The organism is Actinotalea fermentans, from assembly GCF_007991475.1.
Lineage (GTDB): Bacteria > Actinomycetota > Actinomycetes > Actinomycetales > Cellulomonadaceae > Actinotalea > Actinotalea fermentans.
Genome location: NZ_BJYK01000001.1, coordinates 620,041 through 637,791 on the forward strand (window position 1 = coordinate 620,041; position 17,751 = coordinate 637,791).

Sequence of the window (17,751 nt, forward strand, 5' to 3'; positions counted from 1 at the left end):
GGGCAGGATCTTCAGAGCCGCGGGGTGCGTGCCGATAATCAGGGTGCGTCGCTCCATGGCCGGAAGGATCCCCCTTGAAGCAGCTCGGAGACATCCTCCTCGAGGAAGGCCTCGTCACCGAGGGTCAGCTCATGGCTGCCCTCGACGAGCAGGTGAGCCGCGGGGAGTCCCTGGGGCGTGTGCTGGTCGAGATCGGCATGCTGAGCGAGGCACAGCTGGTCCAGGCGCTCGCGCGCCAGGTCGGCATGGACTTCGTCGAGCTCACGGACTACCCCGTGGACCGGACGGCGGTCGCCGCGCTCCCGGGCCCGGTGTGCCGCCGGTACACCGTGCTGCCGGTCGGCTTCGCCGACGGTGCGCTCCTCCTGGCCATGGCCAACCCCGGCAACGTCGTCGCCGTCGACGACGCGCGCGCGATCAGCGGGCTCCCGGTGCGGCCGGTCGTCGCGACGCACGACGACCTGCTCGCCGCCATCGACCGGTTCTGCCGGGCCGACGAGGAGATCGACGAGCTCGCGAACGCGTTCGAGGAGGAGGCGTCCGGGCCGCAGGACACGGACCTCTCCCAGGTCGGCGACTTCGTCGAGGACGACGCCCCGATCGTGCGGTTCGTGAACCTGCTGGTGACGCAGGCGATCCAGGACCGCGCGTCGGACATCCACGTCGAGCCCGGCGAGCACGACATGCTCGTGCGGTACCGGATCGACGGCGTGCTGCACGAGGTGCAGCGGGCGCCCAAGCAGATCCAGGGCGGCGTCATCTCCCGGCTGAAGATCATGAGCGACATCGACATCGCCGAGCGCCGCAAGCCGCAGGACGGTCGCATGTCGGTGACCCACAACGGCCGCAAGATCGACCTGCGCGTGGCCACGCTGCCCACGGTGTGGGGCGAGAAGGTCGTCATGCGCATCCTCGACAACTCGACCGCCAGCCTCGACCTGCGCGAGCTGTCGTTCCTGGACGACAACTTCGAGATCTACCACGAGTCGTACACGAAGCCCTACGGGATGATCCTGGTGACCGGGCCCACCGGCTCCGGCAAGTCGACGACGCTGTACGCGACGCTCAACGCCGTGTCCCGGCCGGAGATCAACGTCATCACGGTCGAGGACCCGGTCGAGTACCGCCTGCCGGGCATCAACCAGGTGCAGGTGAACCCCAAGGCCGGCCTGACGTTCGCCAGCGCGCTGCGCTCGATCCTGCGTTCGGACCCCGACGTCGTCCTCATCGGTGAGATCCGCGACCACGAGACGGCGCAGATCGCCATCGAGGCGGCGCTCACGGGCCACCTCGTTCTCTCGACCCTGCACACCAACGACGCGCCCAGCGCCGTGACCCGCCTGATCGAGATGGGGATCGAGCCGTTCCTCGTCGGCTCCGCGCTGGACTGCGTCGTCGCACAGCGGCTGGCGCGTCGCCTCTGCAACAAGTGCAAGGAGGCGTACCAGCCGTCGGAGGTCGAGCTGATCGCGGCGCGCTTCCCCTGGAACCCGGGCGAGGAGATGCCGACGCTCTACCGCCCGGCCGGGTGCAGCGCCTGCTCGCGGACGGGCTACAAGGGCCGCATGGCCCTGCACGAGGTGATGCGCGTGACCGAGAGCATCGAGCGCCTGGCCGTCTCGCACGCCTCGGCCGCGGAGATCAACGGCACCGCGCGCAACGAGGGCATGGTCAGCCTGCGTGACGACGGCTGGACGAAGGTCATCCTCGGCGACACCTCGGTCGAGGAGATCCTCCGCGTCGTGGCCTGAGCGGCGCCGGGCACCCTCAAGTCGGTCTCGCGGCCGACCGATATACCGGCCGACACCTTTGCCCGGTGACGACCGAGAGGGCCCATCGTGAGCGACTATCCGCCCGTTCCGGGCGCAGTCCCGGACCAGCCGCGCGCCGGGGGGCCCGCTGGCTGGCTCCCGTCCGGCCCCGCGCCGTCCGCCGCGCAGCACGCCGCCCCCGGGTGGCCGGCCGCAGCCGCCTCGCCCGGCGAGCCGACGCCGATCCCGCAGGGGCGCCCGATCACGCCGCCGCAGGCGCCCCGGGTCGCGCCACCCGCGCAGTACGGTCAGCCGGCGCCGCAGTACGGGCAGCCGCCCGTGCCCGCGACCCCGTACGGGCAGCCGGCGGCACCGGCCTACCAGCAGCCCGTCGCCCCGCCGGCGGCACCGGCCGCGACGACTCTGCCCGGCGCGCCCGCGAGCTACCAGCCGGCCGCTCCTGCGTACCCGCAGCCGCCCGCCGCTCCCGCCCCGGCTCGCCCGGCGGCGCCGCCCGCCGCGGAGGCTCCCCAGGCCGCGCGCAAGCCCGCGGCGGCCGCCAGCACGCGACGGCTGGGGATGGGCGACGGCCCGGGGGAGAACGACCTCAACCTGGACGAGACCCTCCGCGCGATGATCGCCGTGGGCGCCTCCGACCTGCACATCACCTCCGGCGCTCCGCCGACGGTCCGGATCGACGGCCGTCTCCTGCCCCTCGAAGGGCATCCGTCGCTGATGCCGGACCAGATCCAGCGCACGCTGTACTCGGTCCTCACGCAGCGGCAGCGCGAGCAGTTCGAGACCGACCTGGAGCTGGACTTCGCCTACGCGGTGCGTGGCGTCGCGCGGTTCCGCGTGAACCTCTACCAGCAGCGCGACGCCCTGGGTGCCGCGTTCCGGGTGATCCCCTACGAGATCAAGCCCCTCGAGGCGCTCGGGGTGCCCCCGGTGGTCGGCAACTTCGCGAACCTGCCGCGCGGGCTGGTCCTCGTCACCGGGCCGACGGGCTCGGGCAAGTCCACGACGCTGGCCTCGATCATCGACCTGGCGAACCGGACCCGGACCGACCACATCATGACGGTCGAGGACCCGATCGAGTTCCTGCACCGCCACAAGAAGTCGCTCATCAACCAGCGCGAGGTGGGCGCGGACACGCTGTCGTTCGCGAACGCCCTCAAGCACGTGCTGCGCCAGGACCCCGACATCATCCTCGTCGGTGAGATGCGCGACCTCGAGACGATCTCGGTAGCCCTGACGGCTGCCGAGACGGGCCACCTGGTCTTCGCGACGCTGCACACGCAGGACGCCGCCCAGACGATCGACCGCATCATCGACGTCTTCCCCTCGCACCAGCAGGCGCAGGTGCGCACCCAGCTCGCCGGCGCGATCCAGGGCGTGGTCTGCCAGGCGCTGTGCAAGCGGGCGGACGGGCCCGGGCGCGCGGTCGCCACCGAGGTGATGATCGCCACGCCTGCGATCCGCAACCTGATCCGCGAGGGCAAGACGCACCAGATCTACTCGGCGATGCAGGCCGGCGCGAAGCAGGGCATGCACACGATGGACCAGCACCTGGCCGAGCTCGTCAAGGCCGGGCGGATCACCTACGAGCAGGGCCTCGAGAAGTGCCACCACGTCGCTGACTACAACCGCCTCACCGGCCGCACGGGGAGCGGGGGCGGCGGCGGGTCGTCCCTGGGCGCGATGTCCGGCGGCCTCGGCGACCCGATGAGCATGGGCTCGTCGGGCGGTCAGATGCCGGGCGCGTCCGAGACCTACGGAGGTCAGGGCTGATGGCGACGACGAAGACGTTCGAGTACGCGGTCCGTGACAAGTCCGGCAAGGTCGTCAAGGGCCGGATCGAGGCGAACAACGCGGCAGCGGTGGCGAACCGGCTCCGCACCATGGGGATGGCGCCCATCTCGGTCGACGAGGTGCAGACGGGTGCGCTCCAGCGGGAGATCAAGATCCCGGGGTTGTCCGACCGCATCAAGCTCAGGGACCTGTCGATCATGGCCCGGCAGCTCGCCACCATGATCAACTCGGGCCTGTCGCTGCTGCGCGCGCTGTCGATCCTGGCCGAGCAGACGGAGAACAAGGCCCTCGCGAGGATCCTCGCGCAGGTGCGCACCGACGTCGAGACGGGCTCGGCCCTGTCGGCGTCGCTGGCGAAGCACCAGGACACGTTCCCGCCGCTGATGGTGAACATGGTCCGCGCCGGCGAGGTGGGCGGCTTCCTGGACCAGGTGCTCCTGTCGATCGCCGCGAACTTCGAGTCCGAGGTCCGGCTGCGCGGGAAGATCAAGTCGGCGATGACCTATCCCGTGGTCGTCTTCGTCATCGCCATCCTCGCCGTGATCGGCATGCTCCTGTTCATCGTCCCGGTGTTCGCCGACATGTTCGCCGGCCTCGGCGGCGAGCTGCCGCCGCTCACGCAGGTCCTCGTCGCCATGTCGGCCGTTCTGAAGGTCGGCATCGTGCCGCTGATCGTCGCCGTGATCGCCTTCGCCGTCTGGTGGGGCAGGAACAAGAACAGCCCGGCGGTGCGCGAGCGCGTGGATCCGCTCAAGCTCAAGGCGCCCGTCTTCGGGCCGCTCGCGCAGAAGATCGCGATCTCCCGGTTCACCCGCAACTTCGGCACCATGATCCGCGCGGGCGTCCCGATCCTGCAGGCGCTCGAGATCGTCGGCGCCACGTCCGGGAACGTCGTCATCGAGCGTGCGGCGAAGGCTGTGCAGGACTCGGTGCGGACCGGGCAGTCGCTCTCCGGGCCGCTCGCCCAGCACCCCGTTTTCCCGCCGATGGTCGTGCAGATGATCGCCGTGGGCGAGGACACCGGCGCGCTCGACGCGATGCTCGAGAAGATCGCCGAGTTCTACGACCAGGAGGTCGAGGCGACGACGGAGTCGCTCACGTCCCTCATCGAGCCCCTGATGATCGCCGTCCTCGGCGGCATCATCGGCTTCATGGTGATCGCGCTCTACATGCCCATCTTCGGCGTCTTCGACCTGATCGAGTAGCGGCGGACCCCGGTGCGTCCGAGCGGGTGAATTTCCCGTCTTTGGGCTCAAGTTCGTCCGCAGGAAGCCCGACGAAGAACCCGTAGCACCACCCCGAACGCCGGCTCGCCGGCACTGACTCCGCATACGAAGGGGAGAGCGATGATCGCTCGTATTCGCAAGTCCATGGAGGAGAAGGACCAGGGCTTCACCCTGATCGAGCTCCTCGTCGTCATGATCATCATCGGCATCCTGGCCGCGATCGCCATCCCGGTCTTCCTCAACCAGAAGAAGAAGGCGGCGGAGGCCTCGGCCAAGAGCGACGCGACCAACATCTCGAAGGAGATCGCGGCGGCGTTCGTGGACGCCCCCAACGCCTCGCTGGCCATCGCGCTCGCGGGCAACAACACCAACGGCACGTCGACGATGGACGCGACGCTCACGATCGCCGGCGAGGCGACGACGGTCAAGGTCGGTCCGGGCAACAACGCGACCATCCTCGCGACGCCGGCGACCTCGTCGACCTACTGCGTGATCGTCGACCCGGCCGAGGCCGGAGCCGCCACCTGGAGCGCTGGCCCCAACGGCGTGTTCAAGAGCGCGACCTGCAGCTGATCCGTGGCTGACGGTGGGGTGAGCGGGCACCGCCCGCTCACCCCACCGTTCGCAGTTGGTGGCGAGAGCGCCGGCCTGGAAGGAGGAGCCCATGGGACAGCGGAGCCGTGCTGAGGCTGACAGCGCCGGGTTCACCCTGATCGAGGTCATCCTGGCGATGGTCATCACGCTCATCGTCATGGGCGCCCTCATGGGCACCATCGTCGGTGCCCTGAAGACCGTCGTGCAGGCGCGCGAGCGCCAGACCGCCACAGCACTGGCCACCGAGGTCCTCGAGCGGCTGCGCGCCCTCCCGTACGACACGGTCACCACCGGATCGGGAAGCGCGCCGGCCGACCCGTACGTCTCAGCCGGCTACCTGCAGACCTCGCTGCTCGAGACCGGCGCGCCGAATGAGGCCCTGGTCGTCAACGCATGGTCGCCCGGTCCCTACGACGACCCCAGCGACCCTAGCGACAACAACCCGAGGACCGTCGGGAACGTCAGCTACACCGTGCGCACCTACGTGACGCACCCGCCGAGCGGCCCCGGGTTCAACCTGACCGCCGTCGTGGAGTGGACGAGCAACGTCTTCCCGGGCGGCAAGACCGTCTCCCAGCGCACCACCACGTACTCCCCGCCGAACGGGTGCCTGACGACCTCGAACCACCCGTTCGCGGCGCCCTGCCAGGCGTACCTCCAGGCGAACGCGGGTTCCGCGGGCGCGGGGTACGTCACGGTCGGTCCCATCATCGGCGCGACCCTCGAGGGGTTCTCGGGCAGCGGCCTGGACATCGCGCTGCCGAGCTTCCGGTCGGCGGTCACCGTCGAGCAGACGGTCACCGGCGGCGCCAACGTCGCCACCACGAGCGCGGGCATCTCCACGACCCCGACCAGGGCGGGCGGCGCCGTCGCGGAGGCGTCGGTCGACTCCGACCCGTCCTCGGTGGCCTACCAGGACTCCGGCGTGCTGACCACCAGCGGCCACAGCAGCGCCACGCAGTCGCTCGCCGGGCCGGCCGGTGCGCTGGCCGTGCGCCCGTCGACGTCCGACAGCGGCACCGTCCGCTCCGCGGTCATGTCGAAGAACTGCGTCTCGCCCACGGGCTCCACGCTGATCACGGGCCCGACGAACGCCGAGCGGGCCTGCTCGACCTCAGCGATCAGCAGCGGCTCGGGCGCCGCGCTGACCTACACGACGCCCGCGGGCGGGGTCGCCGCGATCGTCGAGGTCGGCGCGCCGAGCTCGCCGTCCCGGGCCGTCGGCGCGCACCTGGCGAGCGCCAACTCGGGCTTCTGCTCCAACGCGTCGACGGGCGTCGGCTGCGCCGTCGCCGCCGCGCAGCGGGCGACGGGCGCGGTCGTCGTCGGGTCGCCGACCGGTGCGACGGGCGTACCAGGTTCCTTCACCGGTCTCGTGAAGGTCGATGCCAGCACGGAGACGGCCAAGGCCGAGGAGGGCATCGGCGCCACCGCGCCGACCTGGACGCGGACGGGTCGGGCGTACGTGTGGAACGGCACCGGCTACACGACGCTGAACCTCAACGGCCCGGGCACGCCGCCCGCTCCCGGAGGCTGGCCGATCGCTCCCGTGACGCTGACTTACGGCGCCTACCAGGTGCACTACGAGGGCGAGGTCATGGTGCGCGTCCCCACCGCCGCCCGCTCGTCGCGGTCGGCGACGACGCCGTGCGTGAACGAGTCGTGCACGTCGACCGTCGACGGCTCGTCGTCGGTGCGTGTGTCGTTGCGCGTCACCATCTCCACAGGCGGCGCGCCGGTGGGCAGCTTCGCGACGGAGGTCGACCTCGGCGGCCTGACGGCCAGCGCCGGGTACCGGACGGTGACCGATGCGCCGTGACGACGACCGGCGCGACGCCGGCATGACGCTCGTCGAGCTGCTGACCGCGATGATCGTGTTCGGCATCGCGATGACGATGATCATGACGGCCGTCATGCTCGTCATGCGGTCGCGCGACGAGGTCCTCCAGAGCGCGAACGCGGTGGCGGAGGTGCGCGAGGCGCTGCAGACGATCGACCGACAGGTCCGCTCTGGCAACGTCCTGTTCAATCCCGGCGCCGAGACGATCCCGTCCACGTGCACCGGCAACGCCACGACCCGGACGGGCACGTGCATGCGCGTGTACACCCAGGCCGACGGCGTCCCGCGCTGCTACCAGTGGCAGGTGGTCGACAACGGGCCCGGCGAGTCGTACCTGCGGTCCCGCTCGTGGCTCCCGGGCGGCGCGTCGACGGAGTGGACGACCGTCGCGACCGACCTCACGCTCACCGGCGCGCCGTTCAAGCTCGAGGGCGCCGACACCGCCTACGACGAGCGGCTGGTGCGGGTGGCGATCTACGCGCGCGATGCGCGGACGGGGCGCGACGTCAAGATCGACTCGGCCCTGACCGGCCGCAACACGACCTACGGCTTCGATGCAGGGCAGTGCACGCCAGTGCCGGCTCCGGTGGGAGGATGATGCTCGTGTTCCGCAACGTGCGTGTGCGACGGACCGGTCGGGAGCGGACGGGTCTGCGGCGGGTGCGCCCGGCGCGCCCCGGGGACGAGGGCGTCGCCCTCATCTCGGCCATGGCCGTCGTCGTCCTGGTCGGCATCCTCGTGGTCGCCATCGTGTCCACCGCCGTGTACGAGGCGACAGCCTCGGGGCGGGACCGGCAGCGCGCCACGGCGGTGACCACCGCCGAGGGCGCGATCGATGCGGTCCTCGCGACGCTCCAGACGTCGAACGTCGCGTCATACCCGTGCCCCGACCCCGCGGTGCCGTCCTCGCGTTCCTTCCTCGCCGACGACGTGGACATCTCGGTGGAGGTCACGTACTACAACGCGGCGGGCACGGAGGTCACCTGTGCGGCGGTCCGCGCGGGGACGGCCATCGCGAGCGCGCACGTCTCCGCGACGTCCGCGGCGGAGCCGATCGGGAACGCCCAGGTGGCACGGCGCACGATGGAGACGCTCGTCACGCTCGAGCCGCACGTGACCAACATGCTCGAGAACGCGATCCACTCCGACACGTCGGTGCGGTTCACGAACCACAACGACGTCATCAACGGCTCCGACACCCCGGGACAGGCCGCCAACATCTACTCCAAGGGCGACTTCGACTGCGTCAACCAGGGCACCTACGACGGGTCGATCGTCGCCGTGGGAAACGTGAACCTCGCGAACCCCTGCACGGTGAAGGGCAGCATCTGGAACGGCGGCACCGTCAACCTGAACAACTCGCCGACCGTCCAGGGGAGCATCCGGTCCGCCGGCAACATCAATCTCGACAAGGCCACGCTCGGCGGCACCGCCTATGCCCGGGGCGTCGTGACCGTGGCGAGCGGTGGTGCAGGCAAGGCGTGCCTCGGCTCCCCTGACAAGTGCCTGAGCGGACAGGCGATCGAGGCCCCGAAGCCCGTCGACAACCCGTTCCCGAAGATCGAGTGGCCGAACGCTCAGTCGGACTGGACAGCGCACGGCTACACGCAGGTCGTCACGTTCTCCGGCTCCACCTGCGGCAAGCCGAACGGCAGCAGCAGCGACTACGCCGCGAACTGGATCCGCGACAACATGGCGGCGGACACCGCTTCCAGCACGATCGTCGTCGTGGACTGCCCGGGCAACCCCGTGCGGTTCGAGGGTGGCATGAACACCGTCACGTTCGGGCGGGACCTGCTCGTGATCAGCCGAGCCGGGTTCGTGGTGTCCAACAGCGTCAAGTTCGTCTCCGCCGGGCCCGACGCGGACCGCAACGTGTACTTCATCCAGCCCGCGACGTGGTCCGGCTCGGCCGTCACGTGCAACCCGACGGTGGGGATCGACCTCAACAACCAGGTCTCGTTCGAGAGCCCGGTCCGGGTGCTCCTGTACAGCCCGTGCAGCATCGTCAAGGCGAACCAGGGCCGCACGGCGGGGCAGATCTACGCGCAGGGCAGCTTCACCTGGGACAACAAGGCGAACGTCATCTACGACCCGCTGCCGGTCTGGGGCCTCTCGTCCGGGTCCACGACGGCGGAGTCGTACGACGTGGAGATCGTCTACAAGCGCGAGACGCACTGACGGGTGGAGCTGATCGACCCAGGACTGCTGGCGGCCCTGGGCACCGGCGCGGTCGGTGTCCTCGGCCTGCTGGTCGGCTCGTTCCTCAACGTGGTGATCTGGCGCGTGCCACGCGGTGAGTCGGTCGTCGCGCCGCCGAGCGCGTGCCCGCAGTGCGGCCACCGGATCCGTCCGCGGGACAACGTCCCGGTGCTGTCGTGGCTGCTCCTGCGCGCGCGGTGCCGGGACTGCGGCGTCCGCATCCCCGTGCGGTACCCGGCCGTCGAGGGGGCCACGGCGCTCCTGTTCGTCCTCGTGCAGCTCCGCCTCGGGTGGAGCCCGGCGCTGCCGGTCTACCTCTACCTCGGCGCCGTGTGCTTCGCCCTGGCGCTGATCGACCTCGACGTGCATCGCCTGCCTGACGCCATCGTGCTGCCCTCGTACGTGGTGGTGGGGGCAGGGCTGGTCCTGGCGTCATGGCTCACCGACGACTGGGGTGCCCTTCTGCGGGCGCTCATCGGCGGCGCGGCCCTGTGGATCGGCTACTACGTCCTCATGAGCGTCAAACCGGGCGGAATGGGATACGGCGACGTCAAGCTGGCGGGGCTCCTCGGGGCGGTGACGGCCTGGCTCGGCTGGGGGGCGTTCGCCATCGGCGCGTTCGCCGCCTTCCTGCTCGGGGGCGTGTACGCCATCGGGCTGCTGCTGGCCGGACGGGCGGGTCGCAAGAGCCGCGTCCCCTTCGGCCCGTGGATGGTGCTCGGCGCGGCGCTGGGCGTGGCCGTCGGCGAGCCACTGTGGGCGTCATACCTCTCGCTGGTCGGCCTGGCAGCCACCTGACGGATCGGAGATTCGCGGCAGGTCCGGGGCTCAAGCCCGGGCGGCTGACGCCCGATACCCCAGCAGGAGATCGTGCGCCCGTCCGGTCGGCAGGCTCGCGCGGGAGAGGGGACACAGTGGCGAAGGTCGGAGTGGTCGGGCTCGACATCGGGACGAGCCATGTGCGGGCCGCGGAGGTGCAGCCCGGCCCACGCGGTGGCGCGCCCACGCTCGTGCGCTATGCCGAGGCGCCGCTCCCGGCGGGAGCCGTGCGGGACGGCGAGGTCGAGGACGCGACGACGGTCGCGTCGGCGATCAGGTCCTTGTGGTCGTCGGCGAAGTTCCCGACCAGGAACGTCAACATCGGGGTGGGGAACCAGCGCGTCGTCGTGCGCGCGCTGGACCTGCCGTGGATGCCGCTGCCACAGCTGCGGGGCTCGCTCGCCTTCCAGGTCCAGGACCTGCTCCCGATGTCGACCGACGACGCGCTGATGGACTACTACCCCACGGGCGAGGTGGACGCGCAGACCGGGCGGATGCTGCAGGGGATGCTGGTGGCGGCCACCCGCGACACCGTGCGGGCGAACGTCATGGCGGTGGAGGCCGCCGGGCTGCGTCCGCAGCTCGTCGACCTGAACCCCTTCGCCCTCCTGCGCGCGGTCGTGCGCGGCGACCTGGTCAACCGCACCGTCGCCGTGGTCGACGTGGGCGCGCGGATCACCCAGCTCGTCATCGCGAGCCGCGGCATGCCGCGCTTCGTGCGGATCCTGCCCAGCGGCGGGCAGTCCGTCACCGACGCCGTCGCGTCGGCGCTCGGGATCGCAGGCCCGGAGGCCGAGAACGTGAAGCGGCAGGTGGGCGTCGGCTACGCCGTCGCCCCGGAGTTGGCGGTGGCGGCGGAGGCGGTCAACAACTCCGTCCGGCCGCTCGTCGAGGCGGTCCGGAACACGTTCGTGTACTACGCCGGCAACCACCACGGCGACGGCATCGACGTCGTCGTCCTGACCGGGGGCGGCTGCCACCTGCCGGGACTCGGGCAGTACCTCTCGAGCGCCAGCCGCCTTCCGGTCACCCTCGGTGACCCGCTGTCGACGATGCGGGTGGCGAAGTCGTTGCAGTCCGACGCGCTCGCCGCGGCATCGTCGACGCTGGCCATGCCGATCGGTCTCGCCCTGGGGGTGGCAGCATGAGCACGACGACCGACGCGCCGGCCTCGAAGGGACGCGCGCGCCTGTCGGGGCGGGCGCCCGCGCTTGGGGCGCCGCCGTACCCCCAGGTCAACCTGCTGCCCCCGGAGGTGGCCGCGGCGCGTGGCCTGGCGCGGACGAAGCGCTGGCTGGCGTTGTTCGTGGCCCTGTCCCTCGTCGGTCTGGCCGGCCTGTACCTGCTCGGGGTGCGCGCGAAGGACGCGGCCGCCGACGACCTGGCCGCGGCGCAGCAGACGACGCAGGACCTGAACGCGCAGAAGGAGCAGTACGCCGAGGTGCCGCTGGTCCTGGCGGAGCTCGACCGCGCCGCGCAGGCGCGCCAGCTGAGCATGCAGACCGAGATCCTGTGGCGCCCGTACCTGCGGGCCCTCGCGGCGACCGCGCCGGAGGGGGTGCGCATCGAGACGGTGCGGCTCTTCGGGACCACCGTCATCGATCCTCCCGTCCCCCCGCCGGACGTGCTCGGTGGCGAAGGCGTCGGCACCGTGAGCCTCACGGTGGAGTCCCGGACCGTCCCGGACACGGCCGCTTGGCTGCGGGCGCTGGAGACCATCCCTGGTTTCGAGCACGCCTGGTTCAGCCAGCACACGCTCACGGCCGAGAACGACGTCGCCTACTACAGCGTGACCGCGACCGTGCAGATCAACGAGGCCGCGTTCGCGCTCCGGTACGAGCCCGAGGTTGAGGGGGACGAGTGATGGCACGCGGACGATCGGCCGGCTGGATCGCCGGGGCTGTCGTGCTGGTGCTGGCCCTGTCGGCCGTGGGCTGGTTCCTGGTCATCTCACCGAAGTTCGACGAGGCCGCGGAGACGCAGGCCATGGTGGACGACACGGAGATGCGCAACGACATCCTGCGTACCGAGGTGGCCGCGCTGGCGGAGAAGAGCACCCACATCGAGGACTACCGGACGGAGCTGGCCGGCCTGCAGCGGCAGATCCCCGTGGACGCCCAGCTGCCGGCGCTGGTCGACGCGTTCCAGGCGATCGCGAACGAGACCGGGGTCCTCATCACGGAGATCACGCCCGCGGCTCCGACCGCGGTGACCATCGCCGAGACGGTGCCCGCAGCCACGCCCGAACCGACGCCGGCGGCGACGGACCCCGCGGCCACGCCCGCTCCGGAGGGCGAGGTCACGGACGGCACGGACCCGAACGCCGTCCCGACCACCCCGACGCCCACGGCGCCGGAGGGCCTGGTGTACCTGCAGGTCAACGTCCGCGTGGTCGGGCCGTACGAGAACGTCGCCGTGTTCGTCGAGCGGGCGCAGAACCTCGAGCGGCTGTTCCTCGTGGGCGCGGTCGACGTCGTGCGGCTCGATCCCGCCGAGGAGGCCTCGGGTCGCCCCGAGATCTTCGAGGGGTGGGTCGAGAGCACGGTGACCGGGCTTGCCTTCGTGCTGACGCCCCCGGCGTCGGCGGTGCCGCTCCCGGACGGCACGGGTGAGGATGGCACGGGCGAGGACGGCACCGGTGAGGACGGCGAGACGCCGCCCCCGCCCACCATGCCCGACAGCGACCGGAACCCGTTCCTGCCCCTCGCGCCCCCGAGCTGACGGCGGCCGGGCGAACGCCCGGTCCGCACCGACCACCCGGCCCGCGTCCGTCGCACGGACGCGGGCCGGCGTGCGCCCGGGCCCGTGGAAGGATGACGGCATGCTGCGCTGGCTGACGTCCGGGGAGTCCCACGGCCCCGCCCTGGTCGGTGTGCTCGAGGGCCTGCCTGCGGGCGTGCGGGTGACGACCGACGATCTCATCGACGCCCTCGCCCGGCGACGCCTCGGCTACGGGCGAGGCGCGCGCATGAAGTTCGAGACCGACGAGGTGCGGATCCTCGGCGGCGTGCGGCACGGCCTCACGCAGGGCGGCCCTGTCGCCGTCGAGATCGGCAACGCCGAGTGGCCGAAGTGGGTCGACGTGATGTCCGCCGACCCGGTCGCGCCCGAGCGCCTCACCGTGGACGCCGGTACCGGGGACGTGCGCGAGATCGCGCGGAACCGGCCGCTCACCCGCCCGCGCCCGGGCCACGCCGACCTCGTCGGCATGCGCAAGTACGGGTTCGACGACGCGCGGCCGGTCCTCGAGCGCGCGTCCGCCCGCGAGACCGCGACGCGGGTCGCCCTCGGGCGCGTCGCCGCCGCCTTCCTCGAGCAGGCCGCCGGCGTGCGCCTGGTCTCGCACGTGACGGCCATCGGCCCGGTCGCGGTGCCCGACGACGCCGTGCTGCCCACGCCCGACGACGTCGCCGCGCTGGACGGCGACCCGGTGCGGTGCTTCCACGCGCCGACCTCGGCCGCCATGGTCGAGGAGATCGACGTGTGCCAGAAGGCGGGGGACACGCTCGGCGGCGTCGTCGAGGTGCTCGCCTACGGGCTGCCGACGGGACTGGGCAGCTACGTGCACTGGGATCGGCGTCTCGACGCCCGGCTGGCGGCCGCCGTCATGGGCATCCAGGCCTTCAAGGGCGTGGAGATCGGGGACGGGTTCCGCACGGCTGCTCGTCGCGGCTCGGCCGCGCACGACGAGATCGAGCGCGATCCGGAGACCGGCCTCATCGTCCGCAGGACCAACCGTGCGGGCGGCCTCGAGGGCGGGGTCACCAACGGTGAGGTGCTGCGCGTGCGCGGCGCGATGAAGCCCATCTCGACGGTGCCGCGCGCGCTGGCGACCGTCGACGTCGCGACGGGCGAGCCCGCGCAGGCGATCCACCAGCGCTCGGACGTGTGCGCCGTGCCGCCCGCGGCCGTCGTCGCCGAGGCGATGGTCGCCCTGGTGCTCGCCGACGCGGTGGTGGAGAAGTTCGGCGGCGACAGCGTCCGCGAGGTCGCGCGGAACCTCGAGGCGTACCTCGAGGCCGTCCCGCCGCTGCAGCGGTGAACGGCCCGGCGGAGAACAGCGCCCCGACGGCGCCCGTGCGGCCGCGCGTCGTGCTCGTCGGGCCGCCCGGGGCGGGGAAGTCGACGGTCGCGGCCGAGCTGGCGGGCCGCCTCGGAGCCGTCGTGCGGGACACCGACGCCGACGTGGAGGCGACGGCGGGCAAGCCGATCACCGAGATCTTCGTCGACGACGGCGAACCGGCGTTCCGGACCCTCGAGCGCGCCGCGGTCCTGGCCGCGCTGACCGAGCACTCCGGCGTCCTCGCGCTCGGCGGTGGGGCCGTCCTCGACGGCGAGGTGCAGGCTGCCCTGGCGGGCTACCGGGCCGCGGGCGGCACGGTGGTGTTCCTCGACGTGAGCCTGTCCGCCGCGGCGCCCCGCGTGGGCTTCAACCGGTCCCGGCCCCTCCTGCTCGGCAACCCGCGGGCGCAGTGGCAGACCCTGATGGAGACGCGTCGTCCGGTGTACGAGGCGGTCGCGAGCCTCCGCGTGGCCACGGACGACCTGACGCCCGCGCAGGTCGCCGAGGTCATCGCCGCGGAGCTGGCCGAGGGCACCGACGACGAGCGCACCGACGGGACGGGGGAGCGATGAGCGAGCCGACACGAATCCGGGTCGGGGGAGAGCGCCCGTACGACGTCGTCGTGGGCTACCACCTGCTCGGCGAGCTGGCGGGCCTGCTGGGAGACAAGGTCCGCAAGGTGCTCGTGGTGCACCCACGGTCGCTGACGGCGTCCGCCGAGGCGGTCCGTGACGACCTCGAGAAGGAGGGCTACCAGGCCTTCCTGGCCGAGGTCCCGGACGCCGAGGACGCGAAGACCGCCCAGGTGGCCGCCTTCCTGTGGCACGTGCTCGGGCAGGCCGACTTCACGCGCAGCGACGCGGTGGTGGGCATCGGCGGCGGTGCCACGACCGACCTCGCCGGGTTCGTGGCGTCGACGTGGCTGCGCGGGATCACCGTCGTCCAGATCGCGACGACGGTCGTCGCGATGGTCGACGCCGCGGTCGGCGGGAAGACCGGCATCAACACCGAGGAGGGCAAGAACCTCGTCGGTGCCTTCTGGACCCCGGCCGGCGTGTTGTGCGACCTCGCCGCGCTGGACACCCTGCCGGTGCACGAGCGCGTCGCGGGCCTGGGCGAGGTGGTCAAGCACGGGTTCATCGCCGACGAGCGCACCCTCGAGCTGATCGAGGCCGATCCGTCCGCGCTCACCGCCCCGCAGCTGACGGACCGCGACCTGGTCCGCGAGCTCGTGGAGCGCTCCGTGCGGGTCAAGGCCGAGGTCGTCACGGCGGACCTGCGCGAGTCGTTCCGGCGGGAGATCCTCAACTACGGGCACACGCTCGGGCACGCCATCGAGCAGGTCGAGCGGTACCGCTGGCGGCACGGGGCCGCGGTCTCGGTCGGGATGGTGTTCGCGGCGGAGCTCGCGCGCCTGGCCGGCCGCCTGCCCGACGACGTCGTCGCGCGGCACCGGGAGATCCTGCGGTCGCTGGGGCTGCCGACGAGCTACCGGGCGGACCGCTGGGAGCAGCTCCTGGCTGCGATGCGGCGTGACAAGAAGTCCCGTGGCGACCTCCTGCGCTTCGTCGTTCTGGAGGACGTCGGTCGCCCGGTGCGGCTCGAGGGACCGGACCCGACGTTGCTCGCCGCCGCGTTCGCCGAGATCAGCCGGGAGCCGGCGTCCGGCGCGGGCGTGCTGCTGTAGGCAGCGGCGGCGTCGGTGACGACGCCCGGCGCCGGTCCGGAGCCGGGTTGCGTGCGGCGGCGCCCGGCACGCGCCCGTCGCGCCGCTAGCCTTGCCGCCATGACGCGCGTGCTGGTGCTCAACGGTCCCAACCTCGGCCGACTCGGCGTCCGGGAGCCCGAGGTCTACGGCTCGGCGACGCTGGCCGACCTGCGCGAGTCCGCCGTGCGCTGGGGCGCCGAGGCGGGTCTCGACGTCGAGGTGCGGCAGACGGACGACGAGGCCGAGCTGGTGGGCTGGCTCCACGAGGCCGTCGACCAGAGGGCGGCGGTGGTGCTCAACCCGGCGGCTTTCACGCACTACTCCTACGCGCTGCGGGACGCGGCCGCCCAGGTCACCACCGCGGGTCTGGCCCTGATCGAGGTGCACCTGTCGAACCCGATGGCCCGCGAGAGCTTCCGCCGGCACAGCGTGGTCGGGCCGGTGGCCACCGGGACCATCGCGGGCTTCGGTTTCGACTCCTACCGACTGGCGCTCCTCGCCCTCGCGGGTCAGACAAGGTAGAAACCTTGTAGTGAGATGTACAAGGGCATAGGCTTGTCGCATGTACGTCCTGACTGTCGACCAGCGCGGTAGCCGGCGTCATGGCGATCGGGTGGCGGGGCTGCTCGAGGACCTCACCTCCCGCGTGCCTGCGGACGCGGGAGGCGTCGTCCGGCCGTTCGAGCGCACGGTCGGTGACGAGGTCCAGGCCGTGCTCGACGACGCCGACGTGGCCGTCGACGTCGCACTGACGCTGCTGCGCATCGGCGGCTGGAGCGTGGGCATCGGCGTCGGGTCCGTCGACGAGCCGCTGCCCGTGAGCGCGCGGGCGGGCTCGGGCGAGGCGTTCATCCACGCCCGCGCCGCCGTCGAGCGCGCCAAGAGCAGGGCGCGACCCGTCCCGCTCGCCGTGGTCTCCGAAGCTCCGGACGGGGGGCGGGGGGCCGAGGCCGTGCTCACCCTCCTGGGATCGGTGGTCGTGCGGCGCTCGGCGGCCGGCTGGGCGGTCATCGACGCGATGACGACGCCCGGCGCCACCCAGGACGACGCCGCGCGTCGTCTCGGCATCAGCCAGCAGGCCGTCAGCCAACGCCTGCGTGCGGCATTGTGGGCGGAGGAGGTGGCTGCGCGGCCCGTCGCGGCCCGGTTGCTCGCGGAGGGGGACGGATGAACCCGTGGCTCGTGACGCTCGTCGGGACGGTGGCCCTGGCCCTCGGCACGTTCGGCGGGTGGCCGCTGACGGCGGGAGTGCTGCGGCTCGCGGCGCGGTCGCGCGACGCTGGTCCCGCGGACGTGACCGGTGCGGAGACGGGTGCGACGGCGTCGGCGGTGGCCGACGGCGGCGACGGGCCCACCGGGGCGACCGCGCGCGCCGCCCTGCGCGGCGGGACGTGGATCGGTCTGCTCGAGCGCGCCGCCGTGACCGGAGGCCTGCTGCTGGGCTACCCGACGGCCGTCGCGTTCGTGATCGCCGTGAAGGGGCTCGGGCGGTATCCCGAGCTCCGCGACAACCCGGCCGCCTCGGAGCGGTTCGTCATCGGGTCGCTCGCCTCGCTCCTGTGGGCGTGCGCCGTCGGGGTCGCGGGCGCCGCGCTCGTCCGGGCCTGAGTCGCGGTCGGAGCCGGCGGTCGGCCCCAGGCGTCGGTCACGAGCGGGCCCGCACCGCGGGCGCGGCACGGGACCGCTAGACTTCCCTGCGCCCCGCGCGCGGACGGCCGACGTGCCGACCACCGGGA

At 72.3% G+C, this 17,751-nt stretch carries 17 protein-coding genes; all 17 read left to right on the forward strand.

The genetic code is table 11. The annotated features are described in order from the left end of the window. Positions 1-74 precede the first annotated feature (74 nt). On the forward strand, positions 75-1,751 hold the full coding sequence (locus tag AFE02nite_RS02915; RefSeq protein WP_034248542.1) for a GspE/PulE family protein: 1,677 nt from the start codon (positions 75-77) through the stop codon (positions 1,749-1,751). Positions 1,752-1,838: 87 nt separating this feature from the next. Beyond that, positions 1,839-3,542 carry a type IV pilus twitching motility protein PilT gene (locus tag AFE02nite_RS02925; protein ID WP_261765397.1) on the forward strand — a complete coding sequence of 568 codons (1,704 nt, stop codon included), beginning with the start codon at positions 1,839-1,841 and terminating at the stop codon, positions 3,540-3,542. Beyond that, positions 3,542-4,768 (forward strand): type II secretion system F family protein, encoded by a 1,227-nt coding sequence (locus AFE02nite_RS02930; protein ID WP_146819049.1) that lies wholly within the window; start codon positions 3,542-3,544, stop codon positions 4,766-4,768. The genes AFE02nite_RS02925 and AFE02nite_RS02930 overlap by 1 nt, the downstream gene beginning before the upstream one ends. 141 nt (positions 4,769-4,909) lie before the next feature. Next, positions 4,910-5,362 (forward strand): prepilin-type N-terminal cleavage/methylation domain-containing protein, encoded by a 453-nt coding sequence (locus AFE02nite_RS17910; protein WP_146819051.1) that lies wholly within the window; start codon positions 4,910-4,912, stop codon positions 5,360-5,362. A 91-nt stretch (positions 5,363-5,453) separates the two neighbouring features. Further along, positions 5,454-7,202, forward strand: coding sequence for a prepilin-type N-terminal cleavage/methylation domain-containing protein (locus AFE02nite_RS02940; protein ID WP_034244928.1), 1,749 nt, complete (start codon positions 5,454-5,456; stop codon positions 7,200-7,202). Then, entirely contained in the window at positions 7,192-7,821 is a 630-nt protein-coding gene (locus AFE02nite_RS02945) for a type II secretion system protein (RefSeq protein WP_034244929.1), read from the forward strand. Before AFE02nite_RS02940 ends, AFE02nite_RS02945 begins: the two co-directional genes overlap by 11 nt. Further along, positions 7,818-9,404 carry a hypothetical protein gene (locus AFE02nite_RS02950; protein WP_146819053.1) on the forward strand — a complete coding sequence of 529 codons (1,587 nt, stop codon included), beginning with the start codon at positions 7,818-7,820 and terminating at the stop codon, positions 9,402-9,404. Before AFE02nite_RS02945 ends, AFE02nite_RS02950 begins: the two co-directional genes overlap by 4 nt. A 3-nt stretch (positions 9,405-9,407) precedes the next feature. Beyond that, the gene (locus AFE02nite_RS02955; protein WP_261765398.1) at positions 9,408-10,223 is read left to right on the forward strand and encodes a prepilin peptidase; all 816 of its coding nucleotides are present in this window, start codon (positions 9,408-9,410) and stop codon (positions 10,221-10,223) included. A 116-nt stretch (positions 10,224-10,339) separates the two neighbouring features. Next, positions 10,340-11,392, forward strand: coding sequence for a type IV pilus assembly protein PilM (gene pilM, locus AFE02nite_RS02960; RefSeq protein WP_034244933.1), 1,053 nt, complete (start codon positions 10,340-10,342; stop codon positions 11,390-11,392). Continuing rightward, positions 11,389-12,108 (forward strand): PilN domain-containing protein, encoded by a 720-nt coding sequence (locus tag AFE02nite_RS02965; protein WP_034244934.1) that lies wholly within the window; start codon positions 11,389-11,391, stop codon positions 12,106-12,108. Before pilM ends, AFE02nite_RS02965 begins: the two co-directional genes overlap by 4 nt. Continuing rightward, a complete protein-coding gene (locus tag AFE02nite_RS02970) occupies positions 12,108-12,965 on the forward strand; it encodes a hypothetical protein (RefSeq protein WP_034244936.1) in 858 nt (285 codons plus the stop codon). The genes AFE02nite_RS02965 and AFE02nite_RS02970 overlap by 1 nt, the downstream gene beginning before the upstream one ends. A 100-nt stretch (positions 12,966-13,065) precedes the next feature. Further along, positions 13,066-14,286 carry a chorismate synthase gene (gene aroC / locus AFE02nite_RS02975; protein WP_034244938.1) on the forward strand — a complete coding sequence of 407 codons (1,221 nt, stop codon included), beginning with the start codon at positions 13,066-13,068 and terminating at the stop codon, positions 14,284-14,286. After that, positions 14,283-14,879, forward strand: a complete 597-nt coding sequence (locus AFE02nite_RS02980) for a shikimate kinase (protein ID WP_052113564.1) — start codon at positions 14,283-14,285, stop codon at positions 14,877-14,879. Before aroC ends, AFE02nite_RS02980 begins: the two co-directional genes overlap by 4 nt. After that, a complete protein-coding gene (gene aroB / locus AFE02nite_RS02985; protein ID WP_034244940.1) occupies positions 14,876-15,994 on the forward strand; it encodes a 3-dehydroquinate synthase in 1,119 nt (372 codons plus the stop codon). Before AFE02nite_RS02980 ends, aroB begins: the two co-directional genes overlap by 4 nt. Before the next feature lie 99 nt (positions 15,995-16,093). Beyond that, positions 16,094-16,537 (forward strand): type II 3-dehydroquinate dehydratase, encoded by a 444-nt coding sequence (gene aroQ / locus AFE02nite_RS02990; RefSeq protein WP_034244942.1) that lies wholly within the window; start codon positions 16,094-16,096, stop codon positions 16,535-16,537. A gap of 40 nt (positions 16,538-16,577) precedes the next feature. After that, on the forward strand, positions 16,578-17,186 hold the full coding sequence (locus tag AFE02nite_RS02995; RefSeq protein WP_034244944.1) for a hypothetical protein: 609 nt from the start codon (positions 16,578-16,580) through the stop codon (positions 17,184-17,186). Next, a complete protein-coding gene (locus AFE02nite_RS03000) occupies positions 17,183-17,623 on the forward strand; it encodes a hypothetical protein (protein ID WP_034244946.1) in 441 nt (146 codons plus the stop codon). Before AFE02nite_RS02995 ends, AFE02nite_RS03000 begins: the two co-directional genes overlap by 4 nt. Positions 17,624-17,751: the final 128 nt, after the last annotated feature.